This window comes from Actinomycetospora chiangmaiensis DSM 45062 (assembly GCF_000379625.1).
GTDB lineage: Bacteria > Actinomycetota > Actinomycetes > Mycobacteriales > Pseudonocardiaceae > Actinomycetospora > Actinomycetospora chiangmaiensis.
In genome coordinates, this window is record NZ_KB903247.1 from 22,513 (window position 1) to 45,310 (window position 22,798).

General features: G+C 74.3%; 20 protein-coding genes. 7 read left to right on the forward strand and 13 right to left on the reverse strand.

Translation table 11 applies throughout. The features are described 5' to 3' along the window. Position 1: 1 nt before the first annotated feature. From A3CO_RS34555 to A3CO_RS0126930, 3 genes are all read right to left on the reverse strand, one after another. On the reverse strand, positions 2-1,837 hold the full coding sequence (locus A3CO_RS34555) for a S9 family peptidase (RefSeq protein WP_018335368.1): 1,836 nt from the start codon (positions 1,835-1,837) through the stop codon (positions 2-4). A 98-nt stretch (positions 1,838-1,935) separates the two neighbouring features. Continuing rightward, on the reverse strand, positions 1,936-3,714 hold the full coding sequence (locus A3CO_RS0126925) for an N-acetylglutaminylglutamine amidotransferase (RefSeq protein WP_018335369.1): 1,779 nt from the start codon (positions 3,712-3,714) through the stop codon (positions 1,936-1,938). A gap of 28 nt (positions 3,715-3,742) precedes the next feature. Next, positions 3,743-6,313, reverse strand: coding sequence for a carboxylate--amine ligase/circularly permuted type 2 ATP-grasp protein (locus tag A3CO_RS0126930; RefSeq protein WP_033415107.1), 2,571 nt, complete (start codon positions 6,311-6,313; stop codon positions 3,743-3,745). Between the two features lie 118 nt (positions 6,314-6,431). On the opposite strand from A3CO_RS0126930, the gene A3CO_RS0126935 reads away from it, so the two are divergent. The 5 genes from A3CO_RS0126935 to A3CO_RS0126955 are packed head-to-tail and all read left to right on the forward strand — an operon-like array spanning position 6,432 to position 9,862. Continuing rightward, positions 6,432-6,893 (forward strand): ribose-5-phosphate isomerase, encoded by a 462-nt coding sequence (locus A3CO_RS0126935; RefSeq protein ID WP_018335371.1) that lies wholly within the window; start codon positions 6,432-6,434, stop codon positions 6,891-6,893. Then, positions 6,886-7,692 (forward strand): Fpg/Nei family DNA glycosylase, encoded by an 807-nt coding sequence (locus tag A3CO_RS0126940; RefSeq protein ID WP_018335372.1) that lies wholly within the window; start codon positions 6,886-6,888, stop codon positions 7,690-7,692. Before A3CO_RS0126935 ends, A3CO_RS0126940 begins: the two co-directional genes overlap by 8 nt. A 57-nt stretch (positions 7,693-7,749) precedes the next feature. Further along, complete coding sequence (locus A3CO_RS0126945) at positions 7,750-9,315, forward strand: hypothetical protein (protein ID WP_026205053.1); 1,566 nt, start codon at positions 7,750-7,752, stop codon at positions 9,313-9,315. A 47-nt stretch (positions 9,316-9,362) separates the two neighbouring features. Beyond that, positions 9,363-9,485 (forward strand): hypothetical protein, encoded by a 123-nt coding sequence (locus tag A3CO_RS40155; RefSeq protein WP_281167701.1) that lies wholly within the window; start codon positions 9,363-9,365, stop codon positions 9,483-9,485. Positions 9,486-9,490: 5 nt separating this feature from the next. Continuing rightward, positions 9,491-9,862 (forward strand): MmcQ/YjbR family DNA-binding protein, encoded by a 372-nt coding sequence (locus tag A3CO_RS0126955; protein WP_018335374.1) that lies wholly within the window; start codon positions 9,491-9,493, stop codon positions 9,860-9,862. Here the strand turns inward: A3CO_RS0126955 and A3CO_RS0126960 are convergent. From A3CO_RS0126960 to A3CO_RS0127005, 10 genes are all read right to left on the reverse strand, one after another. After that, positions 9,846-11,477, reverse strand: a complete 1,632-nt coding sequence (locus A3CO_RS0126960) for an APC family permease (protein ID WP_018335375.1) — start codon at positions 11,475-11,477, stop codon at positions 9,846-9,848. The genes A3CO_RS0126955 and A3CO_RS0126960 overlap by 17 nt on opposite strands. Before the next feature lie 109 nt (positions 11,478-11,586). Next, positions 11,587-11,853: a hypothetical protein gene (locus A3CO_RS39875; protein ID WP_018335376.1), complete on the reverse strand. Its 267-nt coding sequence runs from the start codon at positions 11,851-11,853 to the stop codon at positions 11,587-11,589. 265 nt (positions 11,854-12,118) lie between these two features. Next, positions 12,119-12,601, reverse strand: a complete 483-nt coding sequence (gene trxA, locus A3CO_RS0126970) for a thioredoxin (protein WP_018335377.1) — start codon at positions 12,599-12,601, stop codon at positions 12,119-12,121. After that, positions 12,598-15,237: an ATP-dependent chaperone ClpB gene (gene clpB / locus A3CO_RS0126975; protein WP_018335378.1), complete on the reverse strand. Its 2,640-nt coding sequence runs from the start codon at positions 15,235-15,237 to the stop codon at positions 12,598-12,600. The genes trxA and clpB overlap by 4 nt, the downstream gene beginning before the upstream one ends. Continuing rightward, positions 15,237-15,539, reverse strand: coding sequence for a chaperone modulator CbpM (locus A3CO_RS0126980; RefSeq protein ID WP_018335379.1), 303 nt, complete (start codon positions 15,537-15,539; stop codon positions 15,237-15,239). Before A3CO_RS0126980 ends, clpB begins: the two co-directional genes overlap by 1 nt. Then, on the reverse strand, positions 15,536-16,549 hold the full coding sequence (locus tag A3CO_RS0126985) for a DnaJ C-terminal domain-containing protein (RefSeq protein ID WP_018335380.1): 1,014 nt from the start codon (positions 16,547-16,549) through the stop codon (positions 15,536-15,538). Before A3CO_RS0126985 ends, A3CO_RS0126980 begins: the two co-directional genes overlap by 4 nt. Positions 16,550-16,555: 6 nt before the next feature. Continuing rightward, on the reverse strand, positions 16,556-17,146 hold the full coding sequence (locus tag A3CO_RS34565) for a nucleotide exchange factor GrpE (protein ID WP_018335381.1): 591 nt from the start codon (positions 17,144-17,146) through the stop codon (positions 16,556-16,558). Positions 17,147-17,156: 10 nt separating this feature from the next. Next, the gene (gene dnaK, locus A3CO_RS0126995; RefSeq protein WP_018335382.1) at positions 17,157-19,106 is read right to left on the reverse strand and encodes a molecular chaperone DnaK; all 1,950 of its coding nucleotides are present in this window, start codon (positions 19,104-19,106) and stop codon (positions 17,157-17,159) included. A gap of 101 nt (positions 19,107-19,207) precedes the next feature. Beyond that, complete coding sequence (locus A3CO_RS0127000; protein WP_018335383.1) at positions 19,208-19,690, reverse strand: Hsp20/alpha crystallin family protein; 483 nt, start codon at positions 19,688-19,690, stop codon at positions 19,208-19,210. Between the two features lie 194 nt (positions 19,691-19,884). Further along, positions 19,885-20,472, reverse strand: a complete 588-nt coding sequence (locus tag A3CO_RS0127005) for a thioredoxin family protein (protein WP_245561616.1) — start codon at positions 20,470-20,472, stop codon at positions 19,885-19,887. A gap of 313 nt (positions 20,473-20,785) precedes the next feature. Here A3CO_RS0127005 and A3CO_RS0127010 point away from each other — a divergent pair, with 313 nt between their 5' ends. Beyond that, entirely contained in the window at positions 20,786-21,058 is a 273-nt protein-coding gene (locus A3CO_RS0127010) for a UBP-type zinc finger domain-containing protein (protein ID WP_018335385.1), read from the forward strand. Continuing rightward, the gene (locus A3CO_RS0127015) at positions 21,055-22,785 is read left to right on the forward strand and encodes an FAD-dependent oxidoreductase (RefSeq protein ID WP_018335386.1); all 1,731 of its coding nucleotides are present in this window, start codon (positions 21,055-21,057) and stop codon (positions 22,783-22,785) included. Before A3CO_RS0127010 ends, A3CO_RS0127015 begins: the two co-directional genes overlap by 4 nt. Positions 22,786-22,798 lie beyond the last annotated feature (13 nt).

Consider the following 22,798-nt stretch of genomic DNA (forward strand, 5'->3'; position numbering starts at 1 on the left):
CTCAGGCCCGCGTGAGCCCGAAGTACGAGGTCAACCACTCGGTGACGGCGTGGATGAAGGTGCGGCGGTTGTCGAGGCGCTGGATCTCGTGGCCCTCGTCCTCGAAGAGCAGGTAGCGCACGTCGACGCCGGCCGCCTTCGCACCGTGCACCGCGAGCTCGGCCTCGTGGACCGGGACGTTGGTGTCGTAGCGCCCGTGGACGACGAGCAGCGGCGCCGCGAGACGGGACATCCGGTGGACGGGGGAGAGCTCGCGGAGCAGGTTGCGGTCGTGGATCGGGTGCCCGTACTCGCCGACGGCGGCGTCGGCGATCCACGGCTCGGTGCGGGCGAAGAAGGTCTCGAAGTCGGCCATCCCGCACACGTCCACACCGACCGCGAACAGTTCCGGGTGGTTCACCAGCGCGGCGAGGGTCAGGTAGCCGCCGTAGGAACGGCCCATGACGCCGACGCGGGCGGGATCGGTCACACCGGTCCCCACGAGATGCTCGACGCACGACGCGACGTCCCGGATGGCGGCGAACCGGCCGGCGCCGTTGTCGGCGTTGACGAACGACCGTCCGAAACCGGACGAGCCCCGCACGTTGGCGGCGTACACGGCGATCCCCTGCTGCAGCAGCACCTGGTAGAGCGGGGTGAACACGGGCCGTTCCTGGGCCTCCGGCCCACCGTGCAGGTAGATCAGGGTCGGCATCGGGCCCACCGTGCCGGGCGGCCGGTAGAGCCAGCCAGGCAGGGCGAGGCCGTCCGGCGTCGTCACCGTCTCCAACGTCGGGTGGACGACGGCCGCCCGTGGTTCCTCGGCCGGGCAGATGAGGGCCGTGGTCTGCGACGACAGCTCGTGGCACCACACGGCGGCGGGCACGGACGGCGACTGGATGCCGAGCACCAGCGAGTCGGCGTCGTGGCTGAAGACCGCGGAGGTGACGACATCGCCGGGCGGGGTGTAGTGAGCGGGCTTGCCGGTGGCGAGGTCGAGCAGGTCGACCTCGCTGCGGCCCATGACGTTCCACACCAGCGCGGCGGTCGCGGCGTCCTCGGTGAGGGCGAACCGCTCGAGCTCGGCGTCGTCCCGCTCGGCGAGCACCTCGGGGAACATCGGGCGGGCGTCGGTGGCCACGTCGACGCTGACCAGCGCGGCCCGCTCCCGCCCGCCGTCGGTGAGGATCAGCATCCGCGTGCCGTCGGGGGTGAAGCGGGCGGCCACCACCGACGAGTCGCGGGTGATCGCGACGGGGTGCTCCACGGCCCCGGGCGGCCCGCCCGGTCCGCGGCCGCTGTCGATCTCGTGCCAGCCCTCGGTGCCGTCGAGGTCGACGATGCCGACGTGGCGGGACCCGCGACGGCCGCGGCGCAGCAGTACCCGGCGCCGGTCGCGGGACACGTCGAGGATCTGCAGCGCGTGGCCGGAGCCGAGCCGCTGCCGCAGTTCGGTGTCGACGTCGACGAGCCAGGCCGTCGTCGTCTCGTAGTCGGACTCGGTGATCGCGAGGACGGCGCCGGTGTGGGTCCAGCGGTCGAGGGAGACCGCCCCGCGGTCGTCGTCACCGACCCCGCGGATCGGCCGCATCCCCGTGCCGTCCGGGCGCACCACGAAGACGTTGGTGCGCTCCCCGCCGTCGGCGGCCGCCTCGACCCCGAGCCACCGTCCGTCGGGGGACCAGCGCACCGTCGAGACGAGGTCGTCACCGGTGTCGACCGACCACTCACGGCCCGTCCGGCGCTCGTGCATCCGGACGACGGGGCGGCCGTCCCCGTCCCAGACGAACGCGATCGTGGTGCCGTCGGGCGACGGGCTGGGCGACCAGCATCGTGTGGCGCTGATCCACTCGTCCACGCTGCCGACCTCCCGGATCCGTCCTCGACGATGGGGTTTCCCTGCCACTGGATGACAGCAACGACGCGTTGCTGCCACCCGGGAAGGACGAACCTACGTCAGTCGATCTCGTGGGCCTGCAGCCACATCTCCAGGAGTGCGACCTGCCACAGTGCGTTGGCGCCGAGGTTGGTGCGCCCGGAGTTGGGGTCGTCGAGCATGGTGGCGACGGCGTCGGCACGGAACAGCCCGCGGCGCTTCGCGGCGGGGTCGGTCAGGGCGGCGGTGACCCGCTCCAGGACCGGACCGGAGAGCTGGCGGATGGCCGGGACCGGGAAGTAGCCCTTCTTCCGGTCGATGATCTCGTCGGGCAGCACCCCGCGGGCGGCGGCCTTGAGGACGCCCTTGCCGCCGTCGGCCATCTTGTAGGCCGGCGGGCAGGCGCCCATGGTGTCGACGAAGTCGTGGTCGAGGAACGGCACGCGCGCCTCGAGACCCCAGGCCATCGTCATGTTGTCGACGCGCTTCACCGGGTCGTCGACGAGCATCACGGTGGTGTCGAGCCGCAGCGCGGCGTCGACCGCCTCGTCGGCGCCGCGCCGGGCGAAGTGCTCGCGGACGAGGTCGAGCGACGGGTCGCCCGCGACCAGGTACTCCGGGGCGACGAGGTCGGCGATCTCGGGGGACGGCCGGTCGAAGAAGGAGCGGTGGTACGCGTCGACGGCCCCCTCGCGCCCGACCTCGGCGATCGGCGGGTACCAGTCGTACCCGCCGAGCACCTCGTCGGCGCCCTGACCGGACTGCACCACCTTGATCGACTTCGAGACCTCCCGGGAGAGCAGGTAGAAGGCGACGACGTCGTGGCTCGTCATCGGCTCCGACATCGCCGCGACCGCGCCCGGCAGCGCCTCGTCGGTCTCGGACTTCGGCACCTCGATGCGGGTGTGGTCGGTGCCGTAGGTCTTCGCGACGAGGTCGGAGTAGTCGAACTCGTCGCCGCTCTGCCCGCCCTCGGACTCGAAGCCGATCGAGAACGTCTTGAGGTCCTTCTGGCCCTCCTCGGCGAGCAGGGCGACCACGATCGAGGAGTCGATCCCGCCGGAGAGCAGCACCCCGACCGGCACGTCGGCGACCATCCGGCGCCGGACGGCGGTCCGCAGCGACTCCAGGGCGATCTCGGCCCACTCGGACTCCGAGTGCTCGGTCCGGCCCCGGACGAACTCCGGCTCCCAGTAGGTCCAGTCGCTCGACGAGCCGTCGGGCTCCACGGTCCGCACGACGGCGGGCGGGAGCTTGCGGACGCCGGCGAGGATGGTCCGCGGGGCGGGCACCACGGCGTGGAAGCTCATGTAGTGGTGCAGCGCGGTCGTGTCGATCGAGGTGTCGACGCCGCCGGGGGCGAGCAGGGCGGGCAGCGACGAGGCGAAGCGCAGCGCCCCCGACACCGGGGCGACGTAGAGGGGCTTGATGCCGAGCCGGTCGCGGGCGAGGGTCAGGCGACCCGTCGCGCGGTCGGCGATCGCGAACGCGAACATGCCCTTGAAGTGCTCCACGCACCGCTGACCCCAGCGGTGGAAGGACTTGATGATGACCTCGGTGTCCGAGGTGGAGAAGAACCGGTAGCCCTCGCGCCCCAGCTCCTCGCGCAGCTCGGGGTAGTTGTAGATGCAGCCGTTGAACACTGCGGTGAGCCCGAGCTCGGCGTCGACCATGGGCTGGGCCCCGGTCTCGGTCAGGTCGATGATCTGCAGCCGCTGGTGGGCGAGCGCGAGCGGCCCGTGCCCGACGACGCCCCAGCCGTCGGGGCCGCGTGGCTCGAGGACCTGGGCCATCGCCAGCACCGCGCCGACCTGCGCCGCGCCCCCGTCGAACCGGAACTCCCCGGCGATGCCGCACATGCGTCGACTCCTCTCAGGAGGGGTGGGTTCAGCGCAGGATCCAGGTGTCCTTCGACCCGCCTCCGCGCGACGAGTTGACCACGAGGCTCCCGGGGGGCGCGACTCGTGTCAGGGGCGTCGGGAGCACCGCGGGCTCGTCGCCGAGCACCACGAACGCCCGCAGGTCGACCACCCGCGGCGCGAGGTCCGTGCCGGTGAACGTCGGGTGCGTGGAGATCTCGATCGTCTCCTGCGCGACGTAGCTCGCGGGGTTGGCCCGGAGGTCGGCGGCGGCCGCGGCGAGCTCGCTCTCCGAGGCGTCGCGGCCGATGACGATGCCCGCTCCGCCGTACCCGTCGACGGGCTTGAGCACGAGGGTGTCGAGGTGCTCGAGGACGTGGGCGAGCTGGTCGGGCTCGGCGCACGAGTAGGTGGTCACGTCGTCGAGCAGCGCCTTCTCGCCGAAGTAGTACTCCGTGAGGGCGCGGATGAACGGGTAGACGGCCTTGTCGTCGACGAGGCCGTTGCCGGGCGTGTTGAGCAGCGCGAACCGGTTCTCCCGGACCGCGGCCTGCAGCGGATCGCGCAGCGTGCGGCCGTCGGCGTCGGGGGAGGCGTAGAGCTTCTCCTCGTCGATGCGGCGGTAGGCCACGTCGATCCGGCGGCCCGTGACCGCGACCGTGATCGTCCCGTCGTCGGTCACCCGGATCCCGGACGGCTCGAGCAGGGGGACGCCCATCTCCTCGGCGAGCATCGAGTGCTCGAAGTAGGCCGAGTCGTGCGGTCCCTCGGTGAGTACCACCAGCGACGCGTCGTCGCCGACGGCCGCCGGCGCGCAGGACAGCAGGGCGGCGCGCAGCATCGCCGGCCCGTCGTCGGAGTCCACGACGCCCTCGGGGGCCTGCAGCTCCGGCAACACCGACCGGACCACACGCCGGTCGGCCATCGCGTACGCGATCCCCGACGGGATGCGCAGGTTGTCCTCGAGGACCTTCCAGCGGCCCTCGCCGTCGCACACCACGTCCAGCCCGCTGATCAGCGCGCGCGTGGCCCCGGCAGGGACCATCGACGACGCGTCGCCGGGCTCGGGGAGCCAGCGCAGGGCCGCCCGGGGCAGCACCCCGTCGGCGAGGCAGGCGCGCTCGCCGTGGAGGTCCTGGAGCAGCGCCTCGAGGGTGCGGGCCCGCTGCACGAGGCCCGCCGAGAGGCCCTCCCAGTCCTGCCGGGTGATGAGGCGGGGGACGAGGTCGAGGGGGAAGAGCCGCTCCGGGTCGTCGGGCTGCGGGAAGAACATGGACCGCGCCCGCTGCTCGGCGTCCCGGCTCTTCTCGTGGGCGAGCAGTCCGCCCGGCCCGATGCGCTCCAGCGCGGACACCATCCACGCGTAGGTGGGACGGACGTGCCCGTCGTGGTCCACCGCCTCGTCGTACGACGGCGGGTGGTAGCCGCCGAGCAGCACGGGCGCGACGACCTCGGGGACGGGCAGCTCGATCTCGACCTGCGGCTCGCCGCGGGTCTCGCCGACGAGCATGTCGACGACGCCCTCGAGCGTGCCGGTCCGGGCGAACCGCTGCCGCTGCCGGGCCGCGCTCGACCCGCGGGCGAGGGCCTCGAGCGCCAGCTCGGAGACGACGTCCCAGTCGCCGGCGTCCTCGAGGTCGTCGCGCAGGTGGTCGAGCAGCATCCGCACCGCCCGCGACGGCGGCACCAGCTCACGCCCGGTCACGTCGACCAGGTCGCCCTCCACCCCGGAGCGCGCGGCACGCCACGACGCGGCCCGCAGCAGTTCCGGGCGGTACCGCGGCTGCGGGCGGCCCTCGAGGTGGGCGCGCACACCGTGCGTCGTCAGTGCGCGGGCCAGCCCGGCGATGAGCACGACGCCGTCGACGGTGGGGGAGGCGTCGCAGATGCGCAGCTCGACGGTCTTCTGGTGCGCGGAGGGACGCATGTCGAAATAGACCATGCCGGGGTCCGACATGGTCCCGGAGCGCACGAGGTCGTCGATGAGGGCGTCGTAGTCCGCGGCGTCGCGCAGCGGGGCCGGGGGACCCGCCGTCGGCCAGCGGTGCCAGGCGAGGGTGCGGGAGCTGGCGTAGCCGGTGTCCTCCGACTGCCAGAACGGGCTCGACGCGGACAGCGCGAGCAGGGCGGGCAGCCAGGGCGCGGAGTGCTGCATGACGGCGACGGCCGCGTCGCGGTCGGGCACGTCGACGTGCACCTGGGTGCCGCAGATCTGCTGCTCGAAGACGAGCATCTGGTACTCGTCGCGCATCCGCTCGTAGCGGGGGTTCGGCGTGATGGCCGACTGCGACCCCTCCACGAGCGGGACGCTCCCGGCGCCGACGACGCCGAGCCCGCGGGACTCGGCCAGCGACGACAGCATGCGGCGCAGCCGCACCAGGTCGGCCCGCAGGTCGGTGAGGCTCGACGTCGGGTCGGAGTTGGTCTCGATGATGGAGGGCTTGAGCTCCGCCGCGAACGCGTCCGCGTCGAGCGCCGCGAGCTCGTCGAGCATCTCGGGGACGCGCGGGACGGCGCAGCGGGACTCCAGGTCGACGAGGTGGAACTCCTCCTCGACACCGAGCACGACGCCACCGGGGCCTGCCAGTCCCTCCGCCATGGTGAGCACGCTAGATCGGCCGTGTCACGGGGATGTTTCACGGGTCGCGGTCGTGACCTTCCCCCGAACGGGGCGCACCCGCCGTCGGGAACGGGTATCGGGCTGCGAGACTCTCGCCGTGCGCGTCTACATCGGTTCCGACCACGCCGGCTTCGAGCTCAAGGCCCATCTGCTCTCGGCGCTGGCCGACGCCGGGCACGAGGTGGTCGACGTCGGGCCGGCGGAGTACGACGCCACCGACGACTACCCGCCCCACTGCACCGCCACCGGGGAGCGCGTCCTCGCCGACGAGGGCTCGCTCGGCATCGTGATCGGCGGCTCGGGCAACGGCGAGCAGATCGCGGCCAACAAGGTCACCGGCATCCGTGCGGCGCTCGCCTACAACACGGAGACCGCCGAGCTCGCGCGCAGGCACAACGACGCGCAGGTGGTGGCGATCGGTGCGCGCATGCACACGACGGAGGAGGCGACGACGATCGTGCAGGCCTTCCTCGCCACGGCGTTCGAGGGCGGCCGGCACCAGCGCCGCATCGACATGCTCACCGAGTACGAGAAGACCGGGCACATCACGGGTGCCTGAGGGTCACACCATCCGGCGGCTGGCCGACGCGCACCGCCGCCGGTTCCGCGGGAAGCCCGTCGCGGTCTCCTCGCCGCAGGGACGGTTCACCGCCGGCGCGGAACTCGTCGACGGCCGGGTGCTGCGCGATATCGACGCCCACGGCAAGCACCTCTTCCACGTCTACGAGGCCGACCTCGTGGTGCACGTGCACCTGGGGCTGTACGGGAAGTTCTCGCTCACCGCCCTTCCCGGCGACGGCGGAGCCGAGGCGGTTCCGCCGCCTGTGGGGCAGGTCCGGATGCGCATGGTCGGACCGACGCATGTCGCGGACCTTCGGGGTGCCACGGCCTGCGAGGTGCTCACCGAGAGTGAGGTCGAGGCGCTGCACGCCCGGCTCGGCGCGGACCCGCTGCGGCCCGACGGCGACCCGGAGCGGGTGTGGGCGCGGATCTCGAAGTCACGTGCACCGCTCGCGACGCTGCTGATGGACCAGGCCGTGATCGCCGGGGTCGGCAACGTCTACCGGGCCGAGGTGCTGTTCCGCCACGGGCTCGACCCGCTGCTCGAGGGCCGCGCGCTCGGTCGGCACCGGTTCCTCGCCGTGTGGGACGACCTGGGGGAACTCCTGCGTGACGGGGTGAAGCGCGGGTCGATCCGCACCCTGCGCCCGGAGCACGCCGACCTCGCCCAGGACCGACCCGTGTACGTCTACCGGCGGGACGGTCGCCCCTGTCTGCTCTGCGGGACCGAGATCGTCCGGAGTACGCACGTCGCCCGGAACCTGTTCTGGTGCCCGTCCTGTCAGAACACGGGCTGATCGAGGTGCTATAACGGCGGGGTCACTCGTCCGGGTGACAGCCGAGGAGGTCGCCCTGTGCGTTCCGTCGTGCTGCGCACGCGTCAGGGTCGGCCGCTCTGGCAGCTCACCACGCGCCCCTCGACGGCGGCGGTGCTCGCGCTGGTCTCGCTCGCGGCGGCGGGCGTGCAGGTGGTGCTCTTCTCCTCGCCCCCGCCCTGGTACCAGCTCGCGGTCGTCGCCTTCTGGGTCGCGGTCGGCCTCGCGTTCCTCGTCTCCGCCGTCGGCACCCGCGTGCGGGCGCGCCGGCGCGCCGCCGTCACGGCCCGACCCCCGGTGGATCCCGTGCCCTTCGTGCCCGTCCCCGTCCGTCCCGCCCGGCCCCGCCGGTGGGAGGAGCCCGACGCGGTCGCCGAGGTGGGGGAGCCCACCGACCCTGTGGCCCCCGCGCCCGCGGCTCCGACGCCGACCGTGCGCGCGCGCCCGCCGCGGCCGACGCCTGCGGGCGAGCGCGCCACGGCCGTGTCCCGCGAGCGGATCGTCGCCGCCCCGCGTCCCGAGCCGTCCTGGCGTCCGTCGCAGGCCGCGGAGGAGCGCACGACTACCGTCGCCGTCACCTCCCGGCACGCCGTCCGGGCCGTCGCCATGGTCGAGGCGGCCGTGCGGTCGATGGAGACGCCCCTGGCCGGGCGACACGACACCGCCCGTCCTGCGGTGACCGCCGAGACGGTCGCGATCCGTGACGGCCGCGTCCGACCCCGCCCGCGCCCAGCCGCGCCGGTGCGGGCCGACGACGACGCCCGGACGACGACGACGGCCGGTGCCGCTGCCGCGACGGGCACGGTCCGTCGCAGCGGCGGACGCCGCCGGCTCGCGGACGAGTCCCGGGCCGCGACGCCGCCCCGCCCGCCCGTCGTCCCGCCCACCGCCACGGCGGCCGTCGGTGCCGCCCCGGTCGGTGCCGCCCGGGCCGACGCCGCGGTGGCCGTCGGTGCCGCCCCGGCCGTCGGTGCCGCCCCGGCCGACGCCGTGCCGTCGCCCCGTCCGGCGCCCAGCGGGGAGCGGCCCCGCCCGTCGGGCGTCCGGGCCGCCGGCGCGGCGCGGCCCACGCCGGGGCGCCGCGCCGCGGAGGCCCACGACGACGGGGCGACCCTCCGCCGGTCCTCGCACGCGCGTCGCACCGCCGCGCAGCAGCGGGAGCACGCCCCGCGCGAGGGTCACGCCACGCAGGGTCGCGGGCCGTCGCGCCTGCCTGACGTGCCCCTCGCGGCACCGGGGAGCGATCGCACCCCGCGCGAGGACCGCGTCACACCGGATCGCGGCCCGTCGCGCCTGCCTGACGCGCCTCGAGCGGAACGGGCGGACCGGGCGGCGCGCCCCGCCGCGACCGGAGCGACCCGTCGTCGGGAAGGGCCTCCGGGGTCGACCGAGACCACGGCGACGTTCGGCGGCGGACTGACCTTCGGGGGTCGCGTCGTGCCCGCGGAGCCCGCGCCCGAGTCGTGGGCGCCGGCGCCGCGCGGTCCGGTGCCGGAGCCCTCGACGGGTCGGCACGCGGCGCTTCCCGCCCCGGAGGTGGAGACGGTGCCGCGCCGGGCCCGCCACGCGGTCGCGGCCGAGGCGGGACGACGGCGGGCGAGCTAGGCGGGTAGCCTCGGAATCCGGACGAACCGGACGACGTGAGGACCACGGTGGACGACGACCAGCGCGAGGGTGTCACCGGCACGACCCACGCGCCGTGGACGAAGATCGTCACGCTCGTGGTTCTGGTGGCTTTCGTGCTGGCGCTCCTGGTGGGAGCTCTGCTCGTCTAGGCGGCATGGACCCCGAGCCGTTGCTGCACCGCGTCCGTGCCGCCTGCCTCGCGCTGCCCGAGGTGGTGGAGCGCCCGAGCCACGGCTCACCGTGCTGGTTCGTGCGGGGGAAGAAGACGTTCGTCATGTTCGCCGACCACCACCACGGCGACCCGCACGTGGCGTTGTGGGCCGCCGCCCCACCCGGGGTCGCGGAGCAGCTGATCGAGGACGAACCCGCGCGCTTCTTCCGTCCGCCCTACGTCGGGCCCCGCGGGTGGGTCGGCCTGCGCCTCGACCTCACCGGCGAGGACGCCCTCGACGACGACGAGCTGCGCGGCCTCGTCACCGACGCCTACCGGCACGTGGCGCCGAAGACCCTCAGCGCGCGTCTGTGACCTCGGGGGCGTCGCCGCGGTCGTGGTCGGCCTCGGCGCGCAGCTCCCGGACCATGTCGGGCCGGGCGAGCATGTGGGCCACCCCGCTGCGCACGCCCCACGAGTAGACGGCGAGCGCGAAGACCGCGACGACGACGCTGTCCCAGGGGGCCGGGACCAGGTCGGCGCCGTCGAAGCTCCCGAGGGCGGAGAGGACGGTGATCCCCGCCAGGTAGACCACCAGCCACCAGCCGCCTGCGAGCTGTCCGGCGGGCCGGCCGGAGCGCAGCCACACCACGACGTAGACGAGCACCCCGATGACCGTGATGGCCATGGCGACGCGCAGCTTCGGCCACGCGACCCAGAAGATGACCAGCGACGACACCACGAACGCGACCGGGGCGATCACCGTCATGCCGCGCAGGCGCGTGTCCTGCCGGGTCAGGCCGGAGCGCCGGAACGCGATGAGCGAGACCGACCCGATCTGGAACGTGAACGCCGCGATCGACCCGGTCACCGAGATGATCGAGTGCCAGCTCGGCAGCGGCAGCAGGTAGGCCAGGCCGATGACGAAGTTGACCGCGAGGGCCCGGGCGGGCACGCCCCGCGCGTTGAGGCCGGTCAGCCAGGAGGGGAAGAAGCCGTTCTTGGCCAGGCCGAAGACGTTGCGGGCGTTGGCGGCCGTGAACACGATCCCGGAGCCGGAGGGCGAGAGCATCGAGTCGGCGATCAGCGTCCACGAGAGCCAGGTCAGCCCGAGCACCATGGCGAGGTCGGCGAACGGCGAGTCGAAGTTCACGCCGTGCCAGCCCCCGAGCAGGGCCGGGGCGGGGACGGCGCCGAGGAACGCGAGCTGCAGGCCGAGGTAGAGCACGATCGTCACGAGGATCGTGATGATCAGGGCCCGGGGGACGGTGCGGCGGGGGTCGCGTGCCTCGCCGGACAGCTCGACGACGTTGCGGAAGCCGGTGTAGGCGAAGACCATGCCCGCCGTCGCGATCGATCCCAGCGCCGCGCTCCAGCCGTAGGGGGCGAAGCCGCCGTGGTCGGTGAGGTCGGACGAGTCGAAGCCGCTGGCGACGAGCAGGACGATCGTCGTCGTCGGGATCAGGATCTTGATCGCGGTGATGACCGTGTTGGAGCGGGCGAAGAGGCGCACGCCGAACCAGTTCAGCGCCACGAAGGCGGCCATGAGCACCACGGCGAGGGCGATGCCCAGGACGGTGAGCCGGTTGCCCTCGTAGACGCCGGGCAGGTACGCGGCGGCGTACTGCACGACGCCCGCCGCCTCGGTCGGCGGGTTGCCGACGTAGCTGATCCAGTTCGCCCACCCGACGATGCCCGCGGCGAGACCGCCGTGGCTGTACATCGGGTAGCGCACGAGGCCGCCGGACTCCGGCTTGGCCATGCCGAGTTCGGCGAAGACCAGGGCGACGCAGAGCATCAGGGCGCCGCCGATGACCCACGCGAGCATCGCCGCGGGCCCGGCGTCCTGGGCGGCGTAGAGCGAGGAGAACAACCAGCCGGACCCGATCACGCTGCCCAGCCCGGCGGCGAGCAGGGACCAGAACCCCAGATCCTTCCGCAGGCCGCTGTCCGCCCGGGTCGCCGTGGCCGCGTCGCGGATCTCGGTCATGCGAGTCGCACTACCCCGCGCACCCAGATCATCACACGGCGTATCCGATTCGTCCGGTCCTGGATCTCGACCGGGTCCGGGGCGCGGGCAGGCCGCGACCTCGCCGGGGCTAACCCCCGAGGCGTGCCACGAGGCGGGAGAGACGCGACCGGCGCTCGGGCGCCCGGCCGGCCAACGCCAGGGCCGCTCCGATCGCGACGAGCCACGCATCCTTCGCGAGCGGGATGCCGTCGGGCGTCGGGAAGACGCTGCCCGGGCGCCGCATCCCGGGGGTCGCCGCGTAGAGCCCGAGCAGGCCCCCGCCGAAGCCGAGCAGGCCCACCCCGACGACGACGTTCGGCACGACCGGCAGCAGCAGCGCCGCGCCGAGGCCCACCTCACCGGCGGAGAGGCCCCTCGCGAAGGTCGTCGGGTGATCTTCTCGAGGAACGGGTAGGCGCCCCGGGCGAACCCGTGCAGGTACTTGGCGGTGGCCTCGTCGGCGCCCCACTTGGAGAGGCCGGAGTCGAGTACGTAGCCGCCCGACACCAGCCGCAGCGGGATCACCCAGGCCCGGTCGCGCAGGCCCGTCGTCGCACCGGTCCTCGCACCGGTCCTCGCACCGGTCGCCGCGTTCGTCAGCGTGTCCGCCACCGTGCTCGTCATCCCGTCGTCTCCTTCTCGTGGGGGGTGGTCCCGGCGTCCGCGCCGAGGGACTCGTCCAGCCAGGTGCGCAGCGTCGGGAGCGGCGCCGCGCCGGCCTGCCGGGCGACGACCTCGCCCCGGCGCAGGACGAGCAGGGTGGGGACCGCCATGGTCTCGAAGCGCCGGGCGATGCCCGGGTTGGCGTCGACGTCGACCTTCACCAGCTTGATCCGGCCGGCCCGCTCCGTGGCGAGCTGCTCGAGGGCCGGACTCACCATGCGGCAGGGCCCGCACCACGTGGCCCACAGGTCGACCAGCACCGGCAGGGGCGCGCGCTCGGCGATCTCGGTGAAGTCGGTGTCGCCCGCCTCCGCGATCCACGGCAGGTGCGCGTGGCACTTCCCGCACGTCGGTCGCCCGGCGCCCACGGCGGGCACCCGGTTGCGCATGCCGCAGTTCGGGCAGGTCACCACCGGGTCGCCGCCCGTTCCGGCCGTCATACCGGCACCACCACCTCGTCGGTCCGGGTGGGGGCGTCGTGGCTGACGACGAGCCGGCCGTCGCGGACGTCGACGTCGATCGTCGAGCCGTCGACGACCTCCCCGGCCACCAGCGCCCTCGCGACGGCGGTCTCCACCTCCCGGGCGATGAACCGGCGCAGCGGCCGTGCCCCGTACACCGGGTCGTAGCCCTCCCGGGCCACGAACGCGCGCGCCGCGTCGGTCACCCGCAGCCCGATGTGCCGCTCGGCCAACCGGGCCCGCAGCTCGGTGAGCATCAGGTCCACGATCTCGGCGATCTGGTCCGCGACGAGCGGGGTGAACAGCACGGTGTCGTCGACCCGGTTGAGGAACTCGGGGCGGAAGTGCGCGCGCAGCGCGGCCAGCACCAGGTCGCGCGCCTCGTCGGTGAGGTCCCCGGTCGGGGTCACCCCCTCGATGAGGTACTGCGAGCCGATGTTGGAGGTCATGATCACGACGGCGTTGCGGAAGTCGACCGTGCGGCCCTGCGCGTCGGTCAGGCGGCCGTCGTCGAGCACCTGCAGCAGCGTGTTGAAGACGTCGGGGTGTGCCTTCTCGATCTCGTCGAACAGCACCACGGCGTAGGGCCGCCGCCGGACCGCCTCGGTGAGCTGACCGCCCTCCTCGTGGCCGACGTAGCCGGGCGGGGCCCCCACCAGGCGCGACACGGTGTGCCGCTCCTGGTACTCGCTCATGTCGATGCGGACCATGTTGTCCTCGGAGTCGAACAGTGCCGACGCCAGCGCCTTGGCCAGCTCGGTCTTCCCGACGCCGGTGGGCCCGAGGAAGATGAACGACCCGGTCGGGCGCCGCGGGTCCTTGATCCCCGAGCGGGCCCGCATGATCGCGTCGGACACCGCGCGGACCGCCTCGTCCTGCCCGACCACCCGGCTGTGCAGGATCTTGTCCAGCCGCAGCAGTTTCTCCCGCTCGCCCTCGGTGAGCTGGCTGACCGGGATGCCCGTCCAGGAGGACACGATCTCGGAGATCTCCTCCGCGGTGACCTCCTCGCGCAGCAGGCGCCGACCGCCCTGCTTCGTCGCGAGGTGACCCTCCTCGGCCGCCAGCCGGCGCTCCAGCTCGACGAGCCGGCCGTACCGCAGCTCGGCGGCGCGGTTGAGGTCGTAGGCGCGCTCGGCCTCCTCGGCCTCGTGGCGGACCTGCTCCAGCTCGGCCCGCAGTTCCTGGACGCGCTTGATGGCCTGCCGCTCGGCCTCCCACTGGGCGCGCATGGCGTCGGCCTCGGCGCGGAGGTCGGCCAGCTCGCGGCGCAGCTCCTCCAGCCGGGAGGCGCTCGCCGCGTCCGCCTCCTGGGCCAGCGCCGCCTCCTCGATCTCGAGCCGGGTGACCCGGCGGGTGATCCCGTCGAGCTCCGCGGGCATCGAGTCGATCTCGGTGCGGAGCCGGGCGCACGCCTCGTCGACCAGGTCGATCGCCTTGTCCGGGAGGAAGCGCTCGGTCAGGTAGCGGTCCGACAGGGTCGCGGCCGCCACCAGTGCGCCGTCCTGGATCCGCACCCCGTGGAACACCTGCAGCCGCTCGCGGAGGCCGCGCAGGATGGAGACGGTGTCCTCGATGGTCGGCTGCTCGACGTGGACCGGCTGGAAGCGACGCTCCAGCGCGGCGTCGCTCTCGACGTGGCGGTACTCGGCGAGCGTGGTGGCGCCGATCATGTGCAGTTCGCCCCGGGCCAGCATCGGCTTGAGCATGTTGCTCGCGTCCATCGAGCCCTCGGCCGCGCCGGCGCCGACCACGGTGTGCATCTCGTCGACGAAGAGCAGGATCCGGCCCTCGGCGGCCTTGACCTCCGCGAGCACGGCCTGCAACCGCTCCTCGAACTCGCCCCGGTACTTCGCGCCGGCGATGAGCAGACCCATGTCCAGGGCGAACACCGTCCGGTCGATGAGGCCCTCCGGGACGTCGCCGTGCGCGATGCGCTGCGCGAGTCCCTCGACGATCGCGGTCTTCCCCACGCCCGGGTCGCCGATCAGCACCGGGTTGTTCTTCGACTTGCGGGACAGGATCTGGATCACGCGACGGACCTCGGCGTCGCGGCCGATGACCGGGTCCATCCGGCCCTGCCGCGCGTTCGCGACGAGGTCCTGGCCGTACTTGGTGAGTGCCTCGTAGGTGCCCTCCGGGCTCGCCGACGTGACCCGCTGGTTGCCGCGGATCGTCGTGAGCTCGGTGAGGATGCGATCGCGGGTGACCCCGTGCCGGGCCAGGAGACGACCCGTCCCCGTCTGCTCGCCCCCGTCGGCGAGCGCGACCAGCAGGTGCTCGACCGAGACGTACTCGTCCTTCATCCGGGCCGCCTCGCGCTCGGCCGCCTCCAGGACACGCGCCAGGGTCTGCGTGACCGAGACCTGGCCCGGGGACGCCGCCGGGCGGGTCGTCCTCGGCTTGCGCGCCAGCGCGGCCTCGACGTCCCCGCGCAGCCGCGACACGTCGACCCCGGAGCCGGTGAGCAGGCGGGGCGCCAACCCGTCGGGCTGCTCCAGCAGGGCGAGCAGCAGGTGCTCGCCGTCGACCTCGGTGTGCCCGGCCCGCGTCGCGATGTCCCCTGCGGCGGACAACGCCTCCTGCGATCGTTGGGTGAGTCGGTTCAGGTCCATCAGCTGCTCCGTTCCCGCAGTCGGCCTTCCAGCTCCTGGATGCGATCGAGCAGCTCACAGACGAGCCCGATCGCGGCGTAGTTGAGCCCGAGCCCCCGGCGGAGACGCTCGATGCGGGCGACGACGGGGAGCTGCCCCGGCGGGAACCGCAGCTCGTCGCCGGCCCGCACCGCCTGCACCAGCCCGAGGGCGACGAAGCGGCCCAGCAGGTCGGGGTGCACCCCGCTGCGCCGGCAGAACTCCTCCCGGCTCAACCGCCGCACCGGCAGGCGGTGGACCGTCATCGCGTACCTCTCCGTCATGGGTCACCTCGTCGTGCGTCGCGGCGCGGGTCGAAGTCGGAGACCTCGGCCAGGCGGGCGAAGAGGTCCCGCTCGGCGTCGGTCGGCCGGGGCGGGACCATGACCTGGATCTCCGCGAACAGGTCTCCCGGTGCCCCCCGGGGGTTGGGCATGCCCTGCCCCCGCAGGCGCAGCCGGCGCCCGGTGGACGAGCCGGGCGGGACCTCGACCTTCGTCCCACCCGCGGGCGTCGGGACGGGCACGCTCCCGCCGAGCGCGGCCTCCCACGCCGCGAGCGGCAGGTCGACGGTGATGTCGCGGCCCGTCACCCGGAACCGGGGGTGCGGGAGGAGCCGCACGACGAAGTAGAGGTCGCCCGGCTCCCCACCGCCGGTCCCGCGCCCGCCCTCGCCGGCCAGCCGGATGCGCTGCCCGTCGGTCACGCCCGCGGGGATCGTCACCGTGTAGGTGCGGGGCCCGGCCGTCCCGGTCAGCGTCACCGGGCGGCGCCCACCGCGGTACGCCTCCTCGACGGTCAGCGGGAGCTCCGCCTCCTGGTCGGCCCCGGTGATCGGCCCCGACCGCGCGCGCCCGCGGCCGAACATGCCGCCGAGGAGATCCTCGATGTCGATGTCCCCGGCGAAGTCGTCGAAGCCCGCGGAGCGGAAGCCCCCGGAGTCGAAGCCCGCGGAGTCGAAGCCCGACGGGTCGAAGCCCGCGGAGCGGGAACGGGCTCCCGGGCCGGCGGACGACCGCCCGCCCGGCCGGCCGCCGACCCCGGCGCCGACGGTCTGCTCCCAGTCGTCGGGGACCTTGCGGAAGTCCTCCCCGAACCGGTCGTAGCGGCGGCGCTGCGCGGGGTCGGACAGGACGTGGTAGGCCTCGTTGATCTCCTTGAACCGTTCCTCCGCCGCGGGGTCGCGGTTGACGTCGGGATGGTTGGCGCGGGCCAGCCGGCGGAAGGCCTGCTGGAGCTCCTCGCTCCCGGCGTCGCGGGGGACGCCGAGCACCTCGTAGAAGTCGCGGGCCACCTCCGCTCACCCCTCCGCCGGCCCGGTGACGGTCACCGACGCCGGCCGCAGCTGCCGCTCCGGGGTGCCGTAGCCGGGACGGACCACGTCCGCGACGTGTCCGGGCTCCTCGCCGTTCGCCGGGGCGACGACCCCCACCACCTCGTGGCGGGACGGGTCGAACGGGACGCCGGTGTCGTCCTGGCGGGGGTAGCCGAGGCCCGCCAGGATCGCCGCCGCCTGCTCGCGGACGGCCCGGACGCCCTCCAGGACCGCGCCCGGATCGGCCTGCGCGTGCTGCAGGGCCAGGTCGAGGTTGTCCAGCACCGGGAGGAACGCCCCGGCCACCCGCCCCCGCTCCTCCGCCCGTTCCCGACCGAGCGCCCGGGCGTGCCGCTTGCGCAGGTTGTCCAGGTCCGCGACGGCCCGCCGCCACCGGTCCTCGAGCTCGGCGGCGGACGGACGGGCCGGCCCGTCCGTTCCACCGGCGTCCCCGCCCCCGTCCCGGCCCGGGTCCGGCTCGGACCTGCCGTCCGGGTCGCGGCGGCCGTCGTCCGCCTCGTCGTCGGGAGAGGTCTGCGTCGATCCCGGGTCGTGCCCGGGCGTCGGGGAGGTCATCGTGTGCGGCTCAGGTGCGATCGAACTCGGCGTCGATCACGTCGTCGTCGCTGCCGCCTGCGTCCGCCGCGGCTCCCGAGGCCCCACCGGCTCCCGAGGCCCCACCGGCTCCCGAGGCCCCCGGGGCGCCGGCGGCCGCCCGGCCCGACGACCCGTTGCCCCGACCGGCCGAGGCGGCCCGGAGCCCGTCGAGCACGCCCTGCAGCTCCTGGGTCAGTTCCTCGGCGCGGGCCCGCGGCACCTCCTCGCCGACGGCGGAGCGGGCGTCGGCCACGAGCATCTCGGCCCGCGCCCGCTCGTGCGCCGGGGCGTCGTCGCCCAGCTCGTCGAGCAGGCGCTGGACCTGGTGGGCGACCGCGTCGAGGGTGTTGCGGGCCTCGACGTCGCGCCGCAGCTCCTGGTCGGAGGTCCGGTTCCGCTCCGCGTCGGCGACCATGCGATCGACCTCGGCCTGGTCCAGGGTGGAGCTCTCGGAGATCGTGATCCCCTGCTCCGCCCCGGTGTCGCGGTCGCGGGCGGTAACGTTGAGGATGCCGTTCGCGTCGACGTCGAGCGTGACCTCGACCTGCGGCTCGCCGCGGGGCGCCGGCCGGATGTCGCCGAGCTGGAAGCGGCCGAGCACGCGGTTGTCCGCGGCGCGCTCGCGTTCGCCCTGCAGCACCACCACGTCGACGGCGGGCTGGTTGTCCGCCGCCGTCGAGAAGGTCTCGCTGCCCCGCGCCGGGATCGTGGTGTTGCGCTCCATGATCTTCGTCATGACGCCGCCCTGGGTCTCCACTCCGAGCGAGAGGGGTGTGACGTCGAGCAGCAGCACGTCGGAGACGTCCCCGGTGAGCACGCCGGCCTGCGTGCCCGCGCCGTCGGCGACCACCTCGTCGGGGTTGACGCTCATGTTCGCGTCCTTACCGCCGGTGAGCCGGCGCACGAGGGCCTGCACGGCGGGGATGCGGGTGGAGCCGCCGACGAGGATGACCTCGTCGATGTCGTCGGCCGTCACCCGGGCGTCGGCCATCGCCTGCTCCACCGGCCCCATCGTGCGGTCGACGAGGTCCGCGCTCAGCCGTTCGAACGTCGAGCGCATCAGGGTCGTGGTGAGGTGCTTGGGGCCGGTGGCGTCGGCCGTGACGAACGGCAGGTTGATCTGCGTCTGGGCGACGGAGCTCAGCTCGACCTTCGCCTTCTCCGCCGCCTCGTAGAGCCGTTGCAGGGCCTGCGGGTCACGGCGGAGGTCGATGCCGTTCTCCGAGGCGAACCCGTCGGCGAGGTGATCGACGATGCGCCGGTCGAAGTCGTCGCCGCCGAGGTGGGTGTCGCCGGCGGTGGCGCGCACCTCGACGACGCCGTCACCCACGTCGAGGATGCTGACGTCGAACGTCCCGCCGCCCAGGTCGAACACCAGCACCGTCTCGTGCTCGCGCTTGTCCATCCCGTAGGCCAGCGCCGCGGCCGTCGGCTCGTTGATGATCCGCAGGACCTCGAGACCCGCGATCCGGCCGGCATCGCGGGTCGCCGTGCGCTGGGCGTCGTTGAAGTAGGCCGGCACGGTGATGACGACCTTGTCGACCTTCTCGCCCAGCTGCCGGCCCGCGTCGTCGGCGAGCTTGCGGAGGATCATCGCGCTGATCTCCTCCGGGGCGTAGAGCTTGTCCCGGATTTGGATCCGCGCGTTGCCGTTCTCGTCGGCCACCACGTCGTAGGTGACCTGGGCGGCCTCGTCGGTCACCTCGTCGAAGCGGCGTCCGATGAACCGCTTGACCGAGTACACCGTGCCCTGCGGATTGAGGATCGCCTGCCGGCGTGCGAGCTGCCCCACCAGGCGTTCCCCGGTGTCGGTGAACGCGACCACCGACGGCGTGGTCCGTGCTCCCTCGGCGTTGGGGACCACCTCGGAGGCCCCGCCCTCCCAGGCGGCGATCACCGAGTTCGTGGTGCCCAGGTCGATACCCGCGGCGCGTGCCATGTCACTTCCTCCGATCGAGCAGCGGGGCCACCCCGTCGGGCCGGACGGCCTGCGCCGCCGCCCCCGCGTGGCCGGTCAACGTCGAGTTCCTGGGCGCGGGGTCAGCGGGAACCGGCCCCGACGGGGGTGTCCGCGGACGCGCTGTGCTCGGCGGACTCGTCGGGCGTGCCGTCGCCCTCGGCGGTCGAGCTCACGGCGATCTTGCGGGGCTTGCTCGCCTCACTCACGGGGATCCGCAGGGTCAGCACCCCGGAAGCCACCTCCGCCGACAGGCCGGAGGGGTCGAGGTTCTCTCCGAGGAACAGGTGGCGGCCGAACACGCCGTAGGGACGCTCGTCGACGATGACCTCGTCGCCCTCGGCCCGCTGCGGCGCGCGGTTCGCATGGATGCTCACCACGTTGCGCTCGACGCTGATGTCGACGTCCTCGCGACGGACGCCGGGCAGGTCGAGGTGCACGAGGAACTCGTCCCCGCGTCGGAGCGCCTCCATCGGCATGCCGCGGGCGGCGCGCGCTCCGGTGGCGAGGGTCTGCTCCGCGAGCCGGTCGAACTCGCGGAACGGGTCGAATCGCATCAGGGCCATGGAGGGCCTCCAGCCTGGGGCGGTCGTACGCAGGGGCGCCTCGGCGGCTGCCGAGCGATCTCACGGTGCTCCCCGCCCGTCCGGCACCGAACCGGTCCCGCAGGTGCAAACTCTCGGACCGGGTTGGGCCCGGCGGGGCAGCGACGGTCCGGCCGGACCTCCCGGCCGACCGTGCCGTCGACCGCGCCGGACCGTCAGGACGGGGAGGCCACGGTGGGCTCCGGCCCCACGGTCGCGTCCAGCCAGGTCGCCAGCTCGGCGGCGGTCGGGAGTCCGTGGCGGCGTGCGACGGGTCGTCCGCGCCGCAGGACCAGCAGCGTCGGGACCATGCGGACCGCGAACCGTCGGGCGAGCCGCGGCGCGGCGGCGACGTCCACCTCGACGAGCTTGACCTGCCCGGGGCGGGCGAGGGCGGCCCGCTCGAGCACCACCCGCGCCGCCCAGCTGAGCCCGCACCAGGGTGCCCAGAGCCCGACGAGCACCGGCAGCGTCGCCCGGTCGGCGACCACCGCGAAGTCCGCGTCCCCGGCGGCGGCGATCCACGGGACGGCGTGACGGCAGTTCCCGCAGACCGGGACCCCGGACCCGGCAGCGGGGATCCGGTTGCGCCACCGGCACCGGGGACACCGGACGACGCCCGACCGCGCGCCGGGCGGCGCGATCCGCGCGTCCATCCGGGGGAACACCTGAGCGAGCAGTGCCAGCTCCGGCGGGGCGACGTCGGCCGGCCGCGCCCCGCCGCTCCCCGGGGACGCGCGACGGGGCGGCCCGCCAGCTGTCATCGGCTCGCCCTTCCCGCGGTTCCCGGTCGTCGGCGTGCCCCGCCGACCGACGACGGTGCCGCGTGCGGGCGAGCGGGCGGACCGACCTGCCGGGTCCAGGAGCCCCGTGGGGATTGCCTCCGTCGGACCGGTTCGGGCGCGGCGCGCCGGTGTGACGGTGATGGCGCGGGCCGGGCGGACGGTACGGCCCGCGACCGACCTCGGACCTCCAGGAGTCGCTCGTGACGTGTACGCGCTCCGGGTCGAGCCGCGCGCTCGGCCTGCCGACGGACCTGCCCCCGACCGCACGGACGCCTCGCCGGGGAGGTCGGCGATGACCGCCCCGCGCCAGGTCGCCACCGACCCGCACCTGGGCTGGGTCCGCGACGTGGCCCCGCGCACCGACGGGTGCGAGGAGTGCCTGCGGATGGGCACCCCCTGGGTGCACCTGCGGTTGTGCCTGACCTGCGGCCACGTCGGGTGCTGCGATTCCTCGCCGATGCGCCATGCCCGTGCCCACGCGGGCGTCGTCGGGCACCCGATCGTGCGCTCGGCGCAGCCGGGGGAGTTCTGGCGCTGGTGCTTCGTGGACGAGGCGTTCGCGTGACCCCCGGGACGACGACCGCCGACGACGTCGAGCGGCTGCTCGCCTCCGCGCCGCCCGACGAGACCCCGGACCTGACGGGGGCCTACCCGCGGCTGTCCGAGGACCGGATCCGGGTGCTGGACGGGTACGGGTCGCGTCGGCGGACCCGGCGCGGGGAGGTGCTCGTCACCGAGGGGCGCCCCGAGGAGTCCTTCCTCGTCGTGGTGTCGGGCCGGGTCGCCGTGGTCGAGTCGCTCGGGACCCCGGCGGAGCGCGTGGTCCGCGTCCACGGGGCCGGACGGTTCCTCGGGGAGCTCGGCCTGCTGACCGGGGAGGTCGCCTTCTTCTCGACGGTCGTGCTGGAGCCCGGGGAGCTGCTCGAGGTCCCCGCGGAGCGCCTGCGGGACGTCCTGAGCCGCGACCAGGCGTTCGGGGACGAGATCCTCCGGGCCTACCTCATCCGGCGCACGCTCGCGATCGGCGAGGGACTGGGCTTCCGCATCATCGGGTCCCGGTACTCGCCGGAGACCCGCAGGCTGCGGGAGTTCGCGGCGCGCAACCGGCTCCCGCACCGGTTCGTCGACGTCGAGGCCGACCGGGAGGCCGAGTCGCTGCTGCGCGGACTCGGCGTCACGGTGGCGGAGACCCCCGTGGTGCTCTGGCGGGACAGGGTCCTGCGCAATCCCGACGTCGCCGAGCTCGCCTCGCTCGTCGGGCGCCGGTCCGACCGGTCCTCGTCCGGGCCGTGCGACCTGCTCGTGGTCGGCGCCGGGCCCGCGGGCCTCGCCGCCGCCGTCTACGCGGCGTCCGAGGGGCTCGCCACCCGGATCCTCGACGCCGTCGCCGTCGGCGGGCAGGCGGCCCGGTCGTCACGCATCGAGAACTACCTCGGCTTCCCGGCCGGCATCTCCGGGGCCGAGCTGGCCGAGCGGGCCGAGGTGCAGGCACGGAAGTTCGGCGCGACGGCGACCGTGCCGGCCGACGCGGTCACCCTCGACGTGTCGGGGTCCCACCCCACGGTCCGGCTGTCCGAGGGGGACGAGATCCCCACGCGCACCCTCGTGATCGCGACCGGGGCCCGCTACCGGCGGCTGCCGGTCCCGCGCCTGGACGAGTTCGAGCAGACCAGCGTCTACTACGCCGCGACGCTCGTCGAGGCCCAGCTGTGCGTGGCCGACCCGGTCGTCGTCGTGGGGGGCGGGAACTCGGCAGGCCAGGCCGCTCTCTTCCTCGCCGATCACGCCGGCTCGGTCCGGCTCGTCGCGCGCGAGCACACCCTCGACGAGTTCATGTCGCGCTACCTGGCCGACCGCGTGCTGCGCGACCCGCGGATCGAGGTGCACCTGCACAGCGAGGTGCGCGATCTCGAGGGCGAGGACGGCCGGCTCGAGACGGTGGTCGTGGAGGACACGACGACCGGGTCGCGCGCGGAGCTGCCCGCCCGCGAGCTCATGGTCTTCATCGGCGCCAGTCCGTGCACCGACTGGCTGGCGGGGGCGGTCTCGCTCGACGACGGCGGCTACGTCCGCACCGGCCCCGCCCTCGCCGCCCGCGACGACGACGGGGAGGGCGACCGGGGAGCCCCGGACGGCGCACCCGCGACACTGGAGACCGACGTCCCGGGCGTGTTCGCCGCGGGCGACGTGCGGAGCGAGTCGATCAAGCGGGTGGCGTCCGCGGTGGGCGAGGGGGCCATGGCGGTCCGCCTCGCCCACGAACACCTGGCCCGGGTCACCAGCCGGTGCTGACACCGGCGGCGCG